Origin of the sequence: Rhodococcus sp. P1Y, from assembly GCF_003641205.1 — a bacterium.
In the GTDB taxonomy this organism is placed as follows: Bacteria; Actinomycetota; Actinomycetes; order Mycobacteriales; family Mycobacteriaceae; genus Rhodococcoides.
Map to the genome: position 1 here is coordinate 5114063 of NZ_CP032762.1, position 18610 is coordinate 5132672.

Sequence of the window (18610 nt, forward strand, 5' to 3'; positions counted from 1 at the left end):
AAGCGGCTCGGCTGGCACGAAACGGCGGCTAGAGGTGCGGCAGAACCTTGTCCAGGGTGATGGGGAGGTCGCGTACCCGCACACCCGTCGCGTGGTAGACGGCGTTGCCGATGGCGGCGGGTGAGCCGACGGTACCGATTTCGCCGATCCCCTTGCCGCCCATGGGACTGAGCTGGTCGTCGTGCTCCTCGACCCAGGTTGCCTCGATGTTCACGGGTATGTCCGCGCACACCGGCACGTGATACTCGGCAAGGTCGTGGTTGGAGAAGCCGCCGAATTCGAGATCGGTGTTTCCCGCTTCCATCAACGCCATTCCGAGGCCGAAGGTCATCCCGCCGATCAGCTGCGACCGGGCGAGCCTCGGATTCATGACGCGTCCGATACCGAAGACTCCGAGCATGCGTCGGACACGCACCTCGCCGGTGTCGATGTCGACTTCCACCTCGGCGAACTGGGCACCGAATGCCATGCGCGCGAACTCTTTCTGCGCATCGATTTCTTCGGAGGTCTCGACGGTGACCTCAGCAGGCCCAGCCGCGTCGTCGATGCTCCCGACCTTGTCCACGAGTGCGCGGCACGCCTTCGTCACCGCCCATCCCCACGACGACGTTCCCGACGACCCGCCTGCGCCCGGAGCCTTCGGGAGGGCACTGTCGCCGAGCTTCAGTTCCACCCTGTCGGCGGGCACGGCAAGCGCGTCGGCTGCGATCTGACGCAACACCGTTCGCGCGCCGGTACCGATGTCGGTGGCCGCGACGGACACAGTGATGGTGCCGTCCTCGGACAGCGTCGCCGACGCCGAAGATGGGCTGATCAGAACCGGATAGCTGGCCGTCGCGACGCCTGTCCCGATGAGCTTGCGCCCGTCCCTTCGGTGGCCCGGTCGGGGATCGCGGTCGGCCCACCCGAACTTGGCCGCACCTTCACGCAGACATTCGACGACGCTACGAGAGGAGAAGGGGTTGCCGCTGGCCGGATCCATGTCCGGCTCGTTGCGAATTCGAAGTTCGATCGGGTCGACACCGACTGCGTACGACAATTCGTCGATAGCTGTCTCCACCGCGAACATTCCCGGCGCCTCACCCGGTGCACGCATCCAACGAGGAGTCGCGACGTCGAGCGGTGCCAGTCGGTGGGTCGTTCGGCGGTTGGGCGAGGCGTAGATGTGCCGCGAGGATTCCGCGGTCTGCTCGCAGAACTCGAAGATCTGCGAGGTCTGCTGAAACGTGTCGTGTGTCAGTGCAGTCAGTCTGCCCTGCGCGTCGGCTCCGAGCTGGACGTGGTTGATCGTCGGTGTTCGATAGCCGACTACGTCGAACAATGCCTGGCGGGGCAGGGCGAGCTTGATCGTGCGTCCGGTCGCACGTGCAGCCATCGCCGCCAACACCGCGTTCGGCCTCGTGCTCCCCTTTGCGCCGAAACCGCCACCCACGTTCTCGGCGACGACGCGGACCGATGACGGATCGAGATCGAACAGCGTTGCGAGGTCTCCCTGGACGCCCGACGGTGCTTGGGTCGAATCCCACACCGTCAGAACGCCATCGGTCCATTGGGCGGTGGTTGCATGCGGTTCCATGGGACTGTTGTGCATGGGCGCCGTCGAGTACCACCGGTCGACGGTGTGTGCGGCCGACTGCAGTGCCGAATCCGGATCGCCGACGGTCACATCCGTCGGGAACCCAGCGTTGACGGTCTCCGGCGCGTACAGGGACGAATGATCCGACGTCAGGTCGTTGTCGGGACTCTTCCGGTCTGCGTAGGTCACCCGCACCCTTGCCGCCGCCTCGCGTGCCTCTTCGAGTGAATCGGCTACGACGGCTGCGACGATCTGGCCACGGTAGGACACTCGATCCGATTGCAGGACAGCGAGTTCGGTGTCCTCGACCTCTCCGAGTTTTTCGGCATTGCCGTGCCACAGGAGCGTGACGGAATCGTCGGCCTGCACGTCGACAACTCGACCTGCAGGGATCGTGGCCGGGACGTACCAGCAGTAACCTGGCGTTACGTTGGAACGCTGCTCGACGGCGTAGCGCGCGGCGCCGGTCACTTTCGCGACGCTCTCGGTTCGCGCAATAGACTGCCCGATGGACGCTGTGCTCATTGTTCCGTTCTCCGCTCTGCCAGCTCCGTCAGCGTCTCCGTCACCAGGTTTCTGACGAGTGGAATCTTGAAACCGTTGTCTCGCAGCGGTCTAGCTCCACGAAGTTCCAGATCGATCGCTTCTCGGAAGGCCCCGTGATCGACGGACCTCCCCAAGAGATCGCCCTCGGCGGTGATTGCGCGCCACGGTTTGTGAGCGACGCCGCCCAGCGCAATACGGGCTTCGGTGACCTGCCCGTCCTCCACATTGATCACTGCGGCAACGGATGCAAGGGCAAACGCGTACGACGCGCGGTCACGAACCTTGCGGTAAGTCGACACCGAGCCGCGAGGAAGTGCGGGAATTTCGATGCCTGTGACGATCTCGTCGTGGCCGATGTTGGTATCGAGATCGGGATCGTCGCCAGGAAGCCTGTACAGATCCCCGATCGGCATCTTGTGTGATCCGCGGGGACCGGTGATGTCGACGACGGCATCGAGTGCCGTCAAAGCAACTGCCATGTCCGACGGATGCGTCGCGACACAGTGCTCGGAGGCACCCAGAATCGCGAGATTTCGATGTTCACCCTCGATAGCGGGGCAACCCGACCCAGGGTCACGTTTGTTGCACGGCTTGCTCATGTCCATGAAGTAGACGCATCGTGTGCGCTGGAACAGATTGCCACCGACGGTCGCCATGTTGCGCAACTGCCCGGAGGCGCCGGCCAGCACTGCCTGTGAAAGCACCGGATAGCGAGCACGGACCACGGGATGCACAGCGAGATCGCTGTTGCTGACCCCCGCCCCGACACGCAGCGATCCGTCGGTGAGAATGTCGATCTCGCCGAGTGGCAACCTGGTCACGTCGATGAGCGTCGACGGCTGCGCCGCCCCCAGTTTCATGAGGTCGACGAGGTTGGTGCCGCCCCCTAGAAGCGCGGAATCCGGATCCGCGACGAGTCGGCTGACAGCGTCGTCGACGTCGGTTGCCACGTCGTAGGCGAACATCTTCATTCGCTTGCCTCCATCACCGCGGGCACGATGTTCGCGTAGGCGCCGCAGCGGCACAAGTTTCCGCTCATGCGTTCGCGTACTTCTTCGCGCGTCAACCGTGGGTGGTCGTCCTCGGTGACCGCGCTCGGCCATCCCTGCTTGGCTTCTTCGATGACAGCCACGGCCGAGCAGATCTGGCCGGACGTACAGTAGCCGCACTGGAAGGCGTCGTTGTCGATGAATGCCTGCTGGACAGGGTGCAGCGTGTCACCATCCGCGAGACCCTCGACGGTGACGATATCGCGGCCTTGATAGCCGACGGCGAGGGCAAGACAGCTGTTGATGCGTCGCCCGTCGACGAGAACCGTGCACGCTCCGCACTGGCCGTGATCACAGCCCTTCTTCGCGCCGATCAGGTCGAGGTGTTCGCGCAATGCGTCCAGCAGCGTGGTGCGTACGTCGCAGTCGAGCTCATGTTCGGTGCCGTTCACCCTCAGGGTCACTCTGCTCATGCGGACGCGGTTACCCGGGCGATCAGGCGGTCAAACGCTCAAACACCTTGGCCCACAACAAAGGCCAGGCTAACCTGCGCTCTCGAGTGGCGCGGTTGAGTGCCACCTAGGGCACTCAACCGTGCCACTGAGGGTCAGGTGAACCCAAGAATCTCCTCACCCCAGGCGCGGCGGAGTTCGCAGTCCGGATCGAGGGCCTCGCTGTCGTGCTTGTCGATCAGCAACGTCGTTCGGGAGTCCTCCTCGTACGGCGCCCACGGATCTCGCCCGTACGCAAAGTCGACCCATCGCTGCCGGACACGGGCGCTCACCTGGGCTGCCGTCTTGTGTCCGCCCAGCTTGAAGGTCGGATCCTTGGGCACGACGCCGAAGTTGCCGAAGACGTACGGCACCTCGGTACCGTGCATTGCACCGAGCCTGGTGATCTTCAGGAACGGTGTCGCCTGATCGAAGCGGTACAGAAATGTCTTTGCCCGACGGCTGTGCGCCTCCGCAATCCACAGCGTCGGCATTCGGAAGGCCGCGTCGCGGGAGATCTCGAGTGCCGACCTCTTCTTCGAATGCTCCGAGTACGCCGCGCTCACCTCCGCTTCTTCGTCGGCACGCAGATCGGGATGATCGGCTGCAATCGCCTGGAACATCTCGTGCACCTTGTCCGGTGTGATCGGCATCAGCGGCGACTTCATCAGCTTGAACATCGAGGACTCGTCATGGTTGGTCCCGATCAACAACGGCACCGCGTGCTGGTAGCCCGATCGAAATGCAGCCACCGGGTAGTGCGGCACGACGTCCCGGTCGACGACGGGTGCGAGCGCCAACGTCCCCGGAACCTTCGACGGAATCTCCTGTACCAATTCTCCCGTTGCGCTGACGATCTCGCCGATGCCGAGACCCCGCAGTCCCGACGCCTCGGTCCCGACGAGTTCGAGGAAACGTTCGGCAATACTCCGTGCGCGCTCGGACCCGTACACCGAAGTGGCAGGCGAACTCTCGGCGATCACTCGATGAAAGAGCCCCTCGGCGCGAGGCGACACCATGAGCGTCGTCACGGATCCGCCGCCGGCCGATTCTCCGAACAGGGTGACCCTCGACGGGTCTCCACCGAACTCGGCGATATTGTCACGCACCCATTCGAGCGCTGCGATCTGATCACGCAACCCCAGATTGGAATCGAAATCTCCGAAGGACGAGAAGTCCAGGAAACCCAGCGCGCCGAGCCGGTAATTCACCGTCACCAAGACCACCTGGCCGTCGGTGACCAGCTTTCGCCCGTCGTAGACCTTCTGTGCCGAAGAACCCAGGTAGTAGGCACCGCCGTGAATCCACACCATCACCGGTAGATCCGCGGCGACCGTCCCACCTCGGCCGTTCCGGTCCTGAACCGGCGCCCACACGTTGAGGGTCAAGCAGTCTTCGTCGATCGTCAGACCGGGATCGATCGGGAGCGGCCCATGCTCGGTCTGCGGTGCGATGTGTCCGAACTCGGTTGCGTCCCGAATGCCCGACCACGGCATCGGGTCCTGCGGCGCCCTCAGCCGGAGATCCCCCACGGGCGGAGCTGCGTACGGAACGCCCTTCCATACCGCCACACCGTCGATGATGGTGCCGTCGACCTGCCCGTACCGGGTCTTCGCTATCACAATGCAATCATGCCTCGCACCGAACTTCGGGCGGGCGGTTATGCCGACGACGGGCGGACAGCCCGTTTGCAACACCAGTCTTCGCCCACAACAACAATTGCCGTTGTAATTCGACAATTGTGTTGTGAAAACCCGTGAGACGAATCAGCTACGGCGCGGCTTGCCCTTGAACTTGCCGCCTCCGCGTGGTCCGCCACGGCCCCCGGGAGGGCCGGAGTCCGGCGTCAGCTGGATGAGCACGCCACTGATTCGGGTGCGCCGCAGTGCTTCCACCGTCTCATCCGCGAGATCGGCCGGAAGTTCGACCAACGAGTGATCGGGACGGATGCTGATATGCCCGAAGTCGCTTCGCCGCAGACCACCTTCGTTTGCGATGGCGCCGACGATCGCACCGGGCGCAACGTTGTGACGCTTCCCGACGGCGATGCGATACGTCGCCATCTCCTGGCCAGTCTTGCGGTGGTGCGAATCTGCAGCATCCTGGTCGAACGAGCGGGGGGGCCGTGGTTCACGGGGCTCACGAGGTGCGCGCGGCGGGGCAGGCGGCTCGGGCTTGAGCAGAAGGCTTCGCCGTCGCGCGACTGCACGGCAAGAGCAGCCGCGATGTCGGCGATCGGTACATCGTGATCGCGCTCGTAATCCTCGATGAGCCTGCGGAACAGCGCGAGATTCTCACTCTCGAGGCTCGCTGTGATCGAGTCGCCGAACTTGGTCACGCGCTGAGCATTGACGTCGTCGACGCTCGGAAGCTGCATCTCGGTGATCGGCTGACGCGTCGCACGTTCGATGGCTTTGAGTAGGTGACGCTCCCGCGGTGCCACGAACAACAGCGCCTGACCTGCACGTCCGGCGCGGCCGGTACGGCCGATCCGGTGCACGTACGACTCCGTGTCGTGCGGGATGTCGTAGTTGATGACGTGCGAGATGCGGTCGACGTCCAGACCACGAGCCGCGACGTCGGTGGCGACCAAAACGTCGATCTGACCGTTCTTGAGCTGGCCGATGGTCCGCTCGCGCTGCGCCTGGACGATGTCGCCGTTGATGGCGGCCGCCGAGAACCCTCGTGCCCGCAATTTCTCGGCGAGTTCCTCGGTTGCCTGCTTGGTGCGGACGAACATGATCATCGCTTCGAACTCTTCGACCTCGAAGATTCGTGTCAGCGCTTCGAGCTTGCGCTGGTGCGCGACCTGCACGTATCGCTGCGTGATGTTCGGTGCGGTCGAGGTCTTGGTCTTGACCGTGATCTCGACGGGGTCGTGCAGATACTGCTTGGAGATCTTGCGGATCGCGGGCGGCATGGTGGCCGAGAACAGAGCGACCTGCTTGTACTCGGGCGTGTCCGCGAGGATGCGCTCGACGTCCTCCTGGAATCCCATCTTGAGCATCTCGTCGGCCTCGTCGAGCACCAAGTACTCGAGCCCGGACAGATCGAGTGTGCCTTTTTCCAAGTGGTCGATGACGCGACCCGGTGTACCGACGATGATCTGGGCACCCTTGCGCAGCCCGGAGAGCTGAATGCCGTACGCCTGACCACCGTAAATGGGCAGGATGTGCAGACCCGGAATGTGGGAGGCGTACTTACCGAACGCCTCGGCGACCTGCAGCGCGAGCTCGCGGGTCGGCGCGAGCACGAGAGCCTGAGGCACGCGCCTCGACACGTCGAGACGCGACAGGATCGGTACTGCGAACGCGGCAGTCTTACCGGTACCGGTCTGCGCCAGACCGACTACGTCGTTGCCGTTCATCAGTGGCGGGATCGTCGCCGCCTGGATGGGCGACGGACTTTCGTAGCCGACGTCACGCAACGCCTGTAGGACTCGCTCGTCGATCCCGAGGTCGGCGAACGTGATCTGCGGGGCCTCCTCGGATGGAGGGGTCGCATCGGACGACGGTGCCGACCCGTGCGAAATGGTCTCGTCGGTCGTCACGGCGGCATCCTGATTCGGCTCTGTTGTGCTCATATACAGCCGAGTTTAGTCCCTGTCACGTGTGCTGCACGACAAGAGTGCCGAGATTTCATCCAGAGCAACACGGGCGGTATAACAGCTCGGCCGTCGACCGAGCCCGACTTGCCCGGATTCGAAGGCGGTTGCCCTCGTCGACTTTCGACAGCACCAGTTATGGTGCACTCCGAGTTACACACAACTCCGCGGAACAGGTCGAAAATTCGCAAACCGGACAACCCCCGGTAGTGCGAGACGACCCGCGATGTGATGAAATGCACACCTATTACGTCATTTTCCCGGAGGGGTTCTACAGTGCGCGAATATTCTGTGCCGGCATCATTCACCATTCCCGACGACGCTTCGATGGCCGATACCGTCTTCCGGTACGAGAAGGAAGCTCCGAACCTGGTCCCCTTCCAGCGTCTCGTGAACGGCACGTGGACGGACGTCTTGGCGTCCACGTTCGCGAAAGAGGTTGCGGCCGTCGCCAAGGGCCTCATCGCCTCGGGCGTCGAACTGGGCGACCGCGTCGCCATTCTGTCCGCCACTCGCTACGAGTGGGTCGTCCTCGACTACGCGATCTGGACGGCAGGCGGCGTCACCGTCGCGATCTACGAGACGTCCTCCGCTGACCAGGCGCAATGGATCCTCGAGGATTCGGCGACCAAATTGCTCGTTCTCGAGACTCCCGCTCACGCGTCGGCCCTCGAAGAGGTCACGCGGGGCGCCGCAGATCTGCGGGAGGTCCTGCAGATCGACGCCGGTGCCATCGACGAGCTCACCACCCGAGGCGCGGGCGTCAGCGACGAAGATCTGCACACACGGCGCCATCAGGTCACCGCGGCCTCCCCCGCGACGTTGATCTACACCTCCGGCACCACCGGACGACCCAAGGGTGTTCAGCTCACGCACTCCAACTTCTACGCCGAGGTTCAAGCCACCAAGCTTGCTCTCCACGACTCGATGAAGGAGGGCAACCGCACGCTGATGTTCCTGCCGATGGCGCACGTGTTCGCTCGCGCCGTCTCGTTCGGGGCGTTCGAGTCGAAGGCCACCATCGGGCACACCTCGGACGTCACGACGCTGCTGGACCAGTTCGCATCGTTCAAGCCGGACTTCATCCTCTCCGTCCCCCGGGTGTTCGAGAAGGTCTACAACTCCGCCAAGCAGAAAGCGCACGACGGCGGCAAGGGCAGCATCTTCGACAAGGCCGCCGCTACCGCCATCGAGTGGAGCGAAGCGCAGGACAAGGGCGGCGCAGGCCTCGTGCTCAATCTCAAGCACACCGTCTTCGACAAGCTCGTCTACTCCAAGCTCCGCGCTGCACTCGGCGGCAACTGCGATCGCGCTGTCTCGGGCGGCGCTCCTCTCGGTGCACGCCTCGGACACTTCTTCCGCGGCGTCGGAATCCCTGTGTACGAGGGCTACGGTCTGACCGAGACCAGCGCAGCGATCACGGTCAACACCACAGCCGAACAGCGCATCGGCAGCGTCGGAAAGCCGATCAACGGCCACGCCGCAAAGATCGCCGAAGACGGTGAACTTCTGCTCAAGGGACCGGTCGTGTTCGGTGGCTACTGGCACAACGACAAGGCAACCGCCGAATCCATCGTCGACGGCTGGTTCCACACCGGCGATCTCGGCGCCATCGACCAGGACGGCTACGTCTCGATCACCGGCCGCAAGAAGGAAATCATCGTCACGGCGGGTGGCAAGAACGTCGCTCCTGCGGTACTCGAAGACGCACTGAGGTCTCACGCACTCATCAGCCAGACGCTCGTCGTCGGAGATGCGAAGCCGTTCATCGGCGCGCTCATCACCCTCGACCCCGAAGCCCTCCCCGGCTGGAAGGAGCGTCACGGCATCGCCGAGGACATCTCCTTCGACGACCTGAAGAAGAACGCCGATCTCGTCGCGGAGATCGACAAGGCTGTCGCCGATGCCAACAAGAAGGTCTCCAACGCGGAGCAGATCAAGAAGTACTCCATCCTCGAGCTCGACTTCACCGTCGAAACCGGGGAACTCACGCCGACGATGAAGCTCAAGCGCAACGTCATCCACTCCGAGCGTGGCGCTGAGATCGAGGCGATCTACAGCTGATCGACTCTGCCGAGATCGAGGTTGTGTATCGGAATCCACCCGGATCGGTACACAACCTCGATCTCGGCACAGGCCGAGTCACGCACAGGCCGAGTCAGAGCTAGGCGTGCGCGAGAAGAAATTCCGCGGCCTCGAGGGACACAGTGCGATGCACCTTCTCGTGCAGTAGATCGTGTCCGGCGTCCTCGAATTCACGCAGCGTAGCTCCAGGCACGTTGGGGATCCACGACCGAACTGCGTCGATCGGAGCCATTCGATCGTCGATGCCGTGCAGCGCGAGCAGCGGCACCGAGGACACACTCAAGTCCGAGGCCTTGCCGGTGGTCGACCGCGGGGTGCCGGTCAGCACCGCCGAGGTGAAACCAGAAGGGTTCTTATCGAGGGCAGCAATGGCCGTGGCCGCCCCCAACGAGTGCCCCATCAGTGCCATCGGGATTCCGGAGCGTTCGGAATGCGCGATCTCGGTGAGTTGCAGTGCGTTGTCGGCGAGACCATCGATCTGTGACGCGTCCGACAGATCGCCTTCGGTAAGTCCGTGGCCGACATGGTCGATTGCCCACACGTCGATGCCTTCGCTGTTCATGACCCGCGCGAAGCGGTGATAGTGCCCGCTGTTCTGGCCGAGGCCGTGAAGAAACACCAGGACCAGGTGTGGATGTGCTGTCGTCCACGAACGATAGTGGACGGCTCCGGTGGCTCCTTCGAAGAACGGCATTCGACTATTTTGCCTGCTTCCTAGTTCTGTCGCTGCATTCACCTACAGTTGGGCGCGTGTTCCTCTTGGGCGACCGTGTCGTGTACAGCGCAAGCGACCTCTCGGCCGCCGCAGCGTGCGAGTACGCCATGCTGCGCACTCTCGACGCGAAACTCGGCCGAATCGATGCGGTCCGCGCCGAGCCCGACCCCATGCTCGAACGCACGTCGGCCCTCGGCCTCGCGCACGAACGACGCCAACTCGAGGCATTCCAGAAGCGGTTCGGATCGGGCGTCTCGATCATGCCAAGACCCGAACGCACCGAACTCGGCCTCGCCGACGCCAACGCCGCCACCATCGAAACCGCGCTGTGGGGGTACGACGTTCTCTATCAGGCGACGTTCTTCGACGGACGATTCCTCGGGTTCTGCGACTTTCTCGTCAAGGACGGCTCCGGTTACTCCGTCTACGACACCAAGCTGTCGAGGCACGCGCGCGTTCCGGCGCTGCTTCAGTTGGCCGCGTACGCGGACGCACTGGGCAACAATGGCATCGAGGTCGCCGATCATCTGCATCTGATGCTGGGCGACGGAAGCACCACCGAACACGCGTCCAAAGATCTGCTTCCGGTCTACCGCACCCAGCGCGCCCACCTCGAAGCCATACTCGACGAGCACGTCGCCGACGACGAACCCGTCGACTGGGCCGACCCGCGCTACACCAAGTGTGGGAGGTGCGACGCGTGCGACGAGCAGGTCGTGGTCCGCGACGACCTGTTGCTGGTCGCGGGACTCAGCGGCGGCCAGCGCGCACATCTCCACGCATCGGGCATCACGACGACCGTCGATCTCGCTACATCCCAGGGCGTCGTCGACGGCGTCTCGGCCCGCATTCTCGGGAACCTGCGATCGCAGGCGACCCTTCAAGTCGCCCAAAGAAACAGCGGAAGAACAGAGTACGAGATCTTCGACGCCGAAGCCCTCGGGTCCATCCCCGAGCCAAATGTCGGCGACATCTTCTTCGACTTCGAAGGCGACCCGTTGTGGGCCGAGCCGGCGTCGTCGGAGTGGGGACTCGAATACCTCTTCGGGGTCCTCGAAACCGACGGGACATTTCGGCCGTTCTGGGCGCACGATCGCGCCCAGGAACGGGAAGCACTGGATGCGTTCTTGAATTACGTGACCGCGCGGCGCCGTGAATTCCCCGGCATGCACGTCTATCACTACGCCGCCTACGAGAAGACGGCATTGTTGCGACTCGCGGGCCGCTACGGAATCGGCGAGGAGATCGTCGACGACCTGCTGCGCCACAATGTCCTCGTCGACCTGTATCCCGTTGTCCGAGGCTCTCTTCGAATCGGCGAGCGCTCCTACAGCATCAAGAAGCTGGAGCCCTTGTACATGCCGTCGGCCCGCGACGGCGGCGTCACCAACGCAGCGGCCTCTATTGCCGAGTACGCCAATTGGTGCGATCTGCGCGACGAGGGTCGTACCGACGAAGCCGATGCTCTGCTTACGGAGATTGCCGAATACAACCGTTACGACTGCGAATCGACGATCGAGCTACGTAACTGGCTGCTGGAGCGGGCATCGGACGCAGGAATCGCACCTCGCCCACCTGCGGATTTCGACCCCGAGAACGCAGAGCAGGTCACCGAACTCGAAGAATCCCTACGCGACACCGTCGGACTCGGACCGACGTCCGGACGAACCGATACACAGTTCGCGGTCGCCCTCTACGCCGGATCCATCGGCTACCATCGCCGTGAGCGAAAGCCGTTCTGGTGGGCGCACTTCGACCGACTTCAGAGCCCGGTCGATGAGTGGCCCGACGCCGCGGACGTCCTGAAGGTCGACAGCGGGATCGCCGAGAGCGCGTGGGCGAAGACAACACCACGGCAGAAGTTGCTACGCCGACGCATCCGCTTGACCGGAACAGGTGGCGTCGACAAGTCCGTTGCACTGCTCTACGACGTGCCTGCGCCGGACGGCCTCGACCAACCGCACCCGAGTTACCGGGCCAGCTCGAAGGGCGATGTCGTCGACGTCGGTGACGACTACGTCGTGATCGAGGAGAAGCTCCCGGCGGGCGCCGCGCAGTACGAGCAACTACCCATGGCGGTTGTGCCCGCGAGCCCAATCGCCACCAAGGCCATGGAGGCCGCGATCGTCCGTGCATGCGAAGAGGTGTCGACGACGCTTCCGAAGTTGCCGCGCACCGCAGTGGCCGACCTCACTTCTCGGTCGGTACCGAGAACCCGCTCAGGCACACCGCTTCCATCGGTATCCGGTGACGACTACATCGGCGCAATCACCTCCGCCCTACTCGACCTCGACAACTCGTATCTCGCAGTACAGGGTCCTCCCGGGACCGGCAAGACCTACACGGCCGCGGCGGTCATCACCCGCTTGATCCAGAATCACGGGTGGCGCATCGGGGTTGTGGCTCAGTCGCATTCGGTCGTCGAGAATCTGCTCGAAGGGATCACACACGCGGGCGTACCCGTCGAACTCGTCGCCAAGAAGAAGCTGAGCCAGCCCACCACAGCCATCACCGAAATCTCGGACTCCGACTACCCGGGATTCGTCGCCGACGCGACTGCCGGTTGCGTTATCGGCGGCACGGCGTGGGATTTTTCGCACGAGACGCGCGTCGTACCCGGCTCTCTCGACCTTCTGGTCATCGACGAAGCCGGTCAATTCTCGCTGGCCAACACCATCGCGGTCGCAGGCTCGGCTCGAAACCTGATGCTTCTCGGCGACCCACAACAGCTGCCACAGGTCAGCCAAGGCACACACCCGGAACCTGTCGACGGGTCGGCGTTGGGGTGGCTGGCAGCGGGGCACGGCGCACTCCCGGCTGACCGCGGATATTTCCTCAGCCGCACGTGGCGTATGCATCCGGCACTGTGCGCGCCGGTGTCGACGCTGTCGTACGAGGGCAAACTGTTCTCGAACGAAAAAGCCACTCTTGCACGCTCTCTCGACGGTATGCAGCCTGGCGTGCACACGGTGAGCGTCGAACATCACGACAACACGACCGAGTCACCCGAAGAAGCCGAAGAGGTATGTCGGCAGATTCAGAAGATTCTCGGACTACCGTGGACCGACCCCGACACACACGGCGGCACCCGAGCTCTCGGGCCGAGCGACTTCATCGTCGTCGCCCCCTACAACTCGCAGGTACACCTGATTCGCGACACGCTGGACGGTGCGGGCCTCGGCGACGTACTCGTCGGCACGGTCGACAAGTTCCAGGGCCGGCAGGCGCCGGTGGCAATACTGTCGATGACGACGTCCAATCTCGGCGACTCGCCTCGCGGCGCGAGCTTCCTCTTGTCGCGAAACCGCCTGAATGTGGCGCTCTCTCGTGGACAGTGGGCCGCAATTATCGTGCAGTCGGCCACGCTGACGCAGTACCTTCCGTCGACTCCGGACGGTCTGGAAATGCTGGGAGCCTTCATGTCGATCGGTCAGCCGAAAGCCTTGCCCTCGCCCCGGTAGGTGGGTACCGGCGTGACACTGCCGTCCACCTCGACGATGTGCAGGGTGTCGAATCGCTCGCAGATCTCCCCCGCCTTCGCGTGCCGGAACCAGATGCGATCTCCTATCGCAGCATCGGCGACGACGGGCGTTTGAACTTCCCCGGCACCTTCGTTGCGCAGTAGCTTCAGGCCTCCTTGCACGACGCCCCGCACGGCACTCGACATCGCTACGGGCGACGGCGCTCTCGACTTCGAGGTCGGACCCGACGCGATGTACCCGCCTCCGAAGACGGTGGCAATCCCCGCCGTCGGCGTTCGCACCACCGGGAGCGCGAAGTACAGCGCCGGGTCGGCATCGAAGGCCTTGTATCTGTCGAACAGGCTCGGTGTGAACAACCCCGACCCTGCCGTCAGTTCGGTGACTTTCTTGTCCGCAGAGCTGATTTCGAGCGAGCCGGTTCCGCCGCTGTTCACCAATTCGAGTGGCCCGACCGCGTCGGTGACCGCGTCGATCACGGCACCTCGCCTGTCCTTCAAGTCCCGCGCCGACAACTTCTTCATCAGTTCGACGGCGAAGCCGGAGTCCGGAACACCGGCGATCTGGGCCTCGTAGAACATCAGACCCACCACGCGGAATCCTCGGTCCTTCGCCGTACGCGCAAGGTGCGCGACCTGTGCCGGGTCCCGCAAGGGTGACCGGCGGACGCCGACGTGCAGAGGCCCGAGACGCAGGGAGGCGTCGACGTCGATGCAGATTCGCGGTCTAACCCGATCGGAACCGGACGCGTTACGGATTCGATCGAGTTGAGCGGGGTCATCGACCATAAGGGTGATGCGGCCCGACAGGACGCGGTCCTGGGTGATAGTGGCGAGTGCAGCGCGATCGACCGTCGGATAGCCCATCAGAACGTCCTCGCAGCCGAGGCCGGCAAGCCAGATCGCTTCGTGCGGGGAGTATGCCATGATCCCACGAAACCCGTGGGCGGCACTGAGATCGGCACCGAGGACCCGCTCGAGCACTCCTCGCGCGCGCACGGATTTGCTGGCCACTCGCACGGGCAGCCCGCCACCTCGACGCACGAGATCTGCGGAATTCTTCATGAGAGTGTCGGCATCGACAGCGAGGAAGGGCGGTTCCAGGTGCGCGGTTGCAGCCGAGATGCGGCTCAGAGCAGTCACGTCAGAGATACTTCCTTCGGGCTTCGTCAGTCGGGGCTGGAAGTCCAAGTCAATCATCTGACGCCGCATCCTTCAGATCTCGACGGCTTTCCCGTCGAAGCGGCATCGACGGGAGTTCCTGCGCCCGAAAAATTGACCGTATCTGCGGCCCACATTCATAGTTGACCGATGACAGGGACTCGGTGGACCAACTGGGCGGGAAATCAGATCGCGTATCCACAGGCGAGATCCGCACCTCGATCCATCGACGAGCTTCGTGACCTGGTGACGCGTGCTGCGCGGCTCAAGTGCGTCGGTGCGGGCCATTCGTTCACCTCGATCGCCGTAACCGACGGGATCCAGGTGAGCCTCGATCATCTCCACGGCATCGAGTCGGTGGTATCCGCTCCCGACGGGTCCGCGGTGGTCACGGTATTGGCCGGTACACGCCTGCGTGAGCTGACTGCGGCGCTGTGGGATCTCGGACTCGCGATGACCAACCTCGGCGACATCGACGAACAGTCGATCGCGGGGGCGATCTCCACCGGAACTCACGGCACGGGCGCTCGTTTCGGCGGAATTGCAGCGCAGGTTCATGCACTCGAGATCGTGACTGCCGACGGCTCGGTCGTGACGTGTTCGCGAGAGAACGAACCCAGGATCTTCGACTCCGCTCGCGTCGGGCTCGGCGCGCTGGGCGTGATCACTCGGGTGAGCCTGCTCTGCGTCCCTGCGTTCGCGCTGCACGCGCTCGAGGCTCCGGCGACGTTGAGCGAGACGCTTGACTCGGCGGCGGAGACGGTGGAGTCCGTCGACCATTTCGAGTTCTACTGGTTTCCGCACACCGATCGCGTCCTGACGAAGACCAACACTCGGCTGCCGGCGGACAGTCCACTTGCCCCGCTGGGTCGTGTGCGCGCATACGTCGACGACGAGCTGCTGTCCAACACCGCGTTCGAGGTGGTGAACCGTGCGGTCACCAAATTTCCTCGTGCCATTCCGCGGGTCAACGCATTCTCGGCACGTGCACTGTCGGCGCGCGAGTTCACCGATCGTAGCTACCGCGTGTTCGCGTCCTCGCGCTCCGTGAAGTTCCGGGAGATGGAATACGCGGTCCCGGCCGAGTCCATCACGTACGTACTGCGCGAGGTGGAACGCTGGCTCGAGCCCTCGGGTTTCGCGGTTGCCTTCCCCGTCGAAGTTCGTTTCGCGGCGGCCGACGACATCTGGCTCTCGACCGCCTACGGGCGCGCAAGCGCCTATATCGCTGTGCACCAATACCACCGACGCGACCACCGGGAGTACTTCGACGCCGTGGAAGCCATCGCCCGTAGCGTCGGCGGGCGGCCGCACTGGGGCAAACTGCATTCCCTGACGTCCACGGAGTTCGCCGAAACGTACGAGCATTTCGGCGACTTCTGTGATGTTCGAGACGCTCTCGATCCTGAACGGAAGTTCGAGAACGACTACCTGACCACCGTGCTGACATAAGGTTTTCGGTCCCGGGCCCGTCAGCAGTGGCACGGCTGAGTGCCCCCCGGGGCACTTCTTCGAGCCACTACTTTGGACGTGCGCCTATCTTGGAGTGATGTTCAAACGCGCCCTTTCCGGGATCCTCGCAGCCGGAGTGATCCTCGGCGTCGGAGAACTCGTCGCTGTCCCGTTCGGTTCGAACTCGTCGCCGTTCTACGCCGTCGGATCCGCCGTCGTCGACGGCACCCCCGAGGCGGTCCGCGAATGGGCGATCGACACGTTCGGGACCAGCGACAAGGCGGCACTGTTCGTCGGGATGGCGCTCGTGATCGCACTGATCGCCGCGGGTGCTGGCCTGCTTCGCCGTCCCCTCGGCGCGATTCTGTTCGGTGTCCTGGGAGCCGTCGGCGTCCTCGCCGCCGTCACCCGATCGACCGCCACCCCACTCGCTGCGCTGCCGACGATCGTCGGCGTGGCCGTTGGAATCGTGGTGCTGCATGCATTGATCCGTACCCAGGAACCCGCAACCGAGGGCATGACCCGCCGAAATTTCCTCGGCCTCGCCGTCGCCGCGGGCGTCGTCGCAGTTGCCGCCGGAACTGCTGGACGGTTGATCTCCCAAGCACGCGACGTCACGGCCAACCGACTCGGTTTCAGACTGCCGACGCCGACGCCGCAGCCTCCGATTCCGGCGGGCGCGGATCTGCGCATCGACGGACTCGCCTCGTACATCACGCCCAACGAGGACTTCTACCGAATCGACACGGCTCTCGTGCTGCCGCAGGTTCAGTCGGACACCTGGTCACTTCGCATCCACGGAATGGTCGAGAAGGAACTCGAGATCACCTTCGAGGATCTGGCGTCCAGACAAGCCGTCGAACGGACCGTGACGCTCACCTGTGTGTCGAACATCGTCGGTGGTGATCTCGTCGGCAACGCGACGTGGATCGGTTATCCGCTGAAGGACTTGCTCGAGGAAGCAGGGGTCCAGGACGGCGCCGATATGGTGCTGTCGTCCAGCCACGACGCGTTCACCGCGGGGACACCGCTCGACGTGCTGCTCGACGGCCGGGATGCGTTGCTCGCCGTCGGCATGAACGGCCAACCTCTCCCCATCGAACACGGCTATCCCGCACGGCTCGTCGTCCCCGGTCTCTACGGCTACGTGTCGGCGACCAAGTGGGTGACCGATCTCGAGGTCACCCGTTTCGACAAGGTCACCGCGTACTGGACCGACCGTGGATGGGGCGCACTCGGGCCGATCAAGACCGCCTCGCGCATCGACACTCCACGTTCGGGTGCGGCGGTGGACGCGGGCACGGTCGTGATCGCTGGCGTCGCATGGAAGCAGCACACCGGCATCACCGGGGTCGACGTGCAGATCGACGAGGGTGATTGGATGCCTGCGACGTTGTCCGAGGAGTACTCGAACGACACGTGGCGCCAGTGGACCCTCGAATGGGAGGCGTCACCGGGCGATCACTCCATCCGTGCCCGCGCAACGGACGCGGACGGGGACATCCAGACCTCGATGACGGCGGACACCGTCCCCGACGGGGCCACCGGCTACCCGAAGGCGTTCGTCACCGTGCGATGAACGACGCTGTGATCGAGTTGTCGTACAAGATCTCTCGCTCGCGGTCGGTGAGGCCGACCTGCTCGGTGAGCGCCGCGAAGTTGTCGTCCACGTAGCCGCCGAAGTACGCCGGATCGTCGGAGTTGACGGTGACGATCAGACCGCGCTCGATCATCTGCCGAATGGGATGATCGGCCAGCTTCTCGATCACCTTGAGGCGGACGTTCGAGAGCGGACACACCGTCAGCGGAATCTCCTCGTCGACGAGGCGAGAGACCAGGGCATCGTCTTCCAGGCAACGGACGCCGTGGTCGATACGCTCGACCTTCAAAAGGTCGAGGGCCTCCCAGATGTACTCGGCAGGCCCCTCCTCCCCCGCATGAGCGACGACGTGGAGGCCCTCGGCTCGTGCTTTCGCGAACACGTCGACGAACAACGACGGCGGAAATCCGAACTCCGCAGAATCGAGACCGAGACCGATGATGGGTGCCTTCATCGCGAGCAGGTCGTCGAGCAACTTGTTCGCGTGCAGCACCGGCTTGTCGCGCAGAATCGACGCGATCAGGCCGCTCGTCACCCCGAACTCACGCTCGCTCGACGCCGACGCGTCGGCCAAACCCTCGACTACTGCTTCCAACGCGACCCCGCGCGAGGTGTGCGCCTGCGGATCGAAGAAGATCTCCGCGTGTGTGATGCCACCCGCCGCTGCCCGAGAAAAGTACGCGCGGGCGAGGTCGGCAAAATCCTCGGCCGTTCTCAACACAGACATGTTGGCGTAGTACAGATCCAGGAACGACTGCAGGTCTGTGAACTCGTACAACGCTTCGAGCTCACCGATGTCGCTGTACGGCAACGCAATCGAATTACGCTCGGCGAGTTCGAAAATTTGCGCGGGTTCGAGCGAACCCTCGATGTGCATGTGCAGTTCGGCGAGAGGCAACGTAGTCATCCCATG

11 protein-coding genes and 1 pseudogene are annotated in these 18610 nt (G+C 63.9%); 4 read left to right on the forward strand and 8 right to left on the reverse strand.

Annotation, left to right across the window (positions count from 1 at the left end; genetic code table 11):
- Positions 1-28 precede the first annotated feature (28 nt).
- The 5 genes and pseudogenes from D8W71_RS23540 to D8W71_RS23560 all read right to left on the reverse strand — a co-directional run bounded on the left by D8W71_RS23540 (position 29) and on the right by D8W71_RS23560 (position 7152).
- Entirely contained in the window at positions 29-2101 is a 2073-nt protein-coding gene (locus D8W71_RS23540) for a xanthine dehydrogenase family protein molybdopterin-binding subunit (protein WP_121117072.1), read from the reverse strand.
- Positions 2098-3093 carry an FAD binding domain-containing protein gene (locus tag D8W71_RS23545; protein ID WP_121117074.1) on the reverse strand — a complete coding sequence of 332 codons (996 nt, stop codon included), beginning with the start codon at positions 3091-3093 and terminating at the stop codon, positions 2098-2100. The genes D8W71_RS23540 and D8W71_RS23545 overlap by 4 nt, the downstream gene beginning before the upstream one ends.
- Complete coding sequence (locus D8W71_RS23550; RefSeq protein WP_121117076.1) at positions 3090-3584, reverse strand: 2Fe-2S iron-sulfur cluster-binding protein; 495 nt, start codon at positions 3582-3584, stop codon at positions 3090-3092. The genes D8W71_RS23545 and D8W71_RS23550 overlap by 4 nt, the downstream gene beginning before the upstream one ends.
- 134 nt (positions 3585-3718) lie before the next feature.
- On the reverse strand, positions 3719-5224 hold the full coding sequence (locus tag D8W71_RS23555; RefSeq protein ID WP_121117078.1) for a carboxylesterase/lipase family protein: 1506 nt from the start codon (positions 5222-5224) through the stop codon (positions 3719-3721).
- A 144-nt stretch (positions 5225-5368) separates the two neighbouring features.
- Positions 5369-7152: pseudogene (locus D8W71_RS23560) on the reverse strand (DEAD/DEAH box helicase).
- Between the two features lie 330 nt (positions 7153-7482).
- Between D8W71_RS23560 and D8W71_RS23565 the strand changes: the two are divergent.
- Entirely contained in the window at positions 7483-9270 is a 1788-nt protein-coding gene (locus D8W71_RS23565; protein WP_201265172.1) for an AMP-dependent synthetase/ligase, read from the forward strand.
- A 100-nt stretch (positions 9271-9370) separates the two neighbouring features.
- On the opposite strand, the gene D8W71_RS23570 is transcribed toward D8W71_RS23565, so the two are convergent.
- On the reverse strand, positions 9371-9985 hold the full coding sequence (locus tag D8W71_RS23570; protein WP_121117082.1) for an alpha/beta hydrolase: 615 nt from the start codon (positions 9983-9985) through the stop codon (positions 9371-9373).
- A gap of 56 nt (positions 9986-10041) precedes the next feature.
- On the opposite strand from D8W71_RS23570, the gene D8W71_RS23575 reads away from it, so the two are divergent.
- Complete coding sequence (locus D8W71_RS23575; RefSeq protein ID WP_121117084.1) at positions 10042-13467, forward strand: TM0106 family RecB-like putative nuclease; 3426 nt, start codon at positions 10042-10044, stop codon at positions 13465-13467.
- Here D8W71_RS23575 and D8W71_RS23580 read toward each other — a convergent pair.
- Entirely contained in the window at positions 13437-14627 is a 1191-nt protein-coding gene (locus D8W71_RS23580; protein WP_442971992.1) for an amino acid deaminase/aldolase, read from the reverse strand. The two genes, D8W71_RS23575 and D8W71_RS23580, sit on opposite strands and share 31 nt — an antisense overlap.
- A gap of 168 nt (positions 14628-14795) precedes the next feature.
- Here D8W71_RS23580 and D8W71_RS23585 point away from each other — a divergent pair, with 168 nt between their 5' ends.
- Together D8W71_RS23585 and D8W71_RS23590 are read left to right on the forward strand one after the other, a co-directional pair.
- Entirely contained in the window at positions 14796-16097 is a 1302-nt protein-coding gene (locus tag D8W71_RS23585; RefSeq protein ID WP_121117086.1) for a D-arabinono-1,4-lactone oxidase, read from the forward strand.
- Positions 16098-16194: 97 nt separating this feature from the next.
- Positions 16195-17676, forward strand: coding sequence for a molybdopterin-dependent oxidoreductase (locus D8W71_RS23590; RefSeq protein WP_121117088.1), 1482 nt, complete (start codon positions 16195-16197; stop codon positions 17674-17676).
- Here D8W71_RS23590 and D8W71_RS23595 read toward each other — a convergent pair.
- Complete coding sequence (locus D8W71_RS23595; RefSeq protein WP_121117090.1) at positions 17663-18604, reverse strand: adenosine deaminase; 942 nt, start codon at positions 18602-18604, stop codon at positions 17663-17665. The two genes, D8W71_RS23590 and D8W71_RS23595, sit on opposite strands and share 14 nt — an antisense overlap.
- Between the last annotated feature and the right edge of the window lie 6 nt (positions 18605-18610).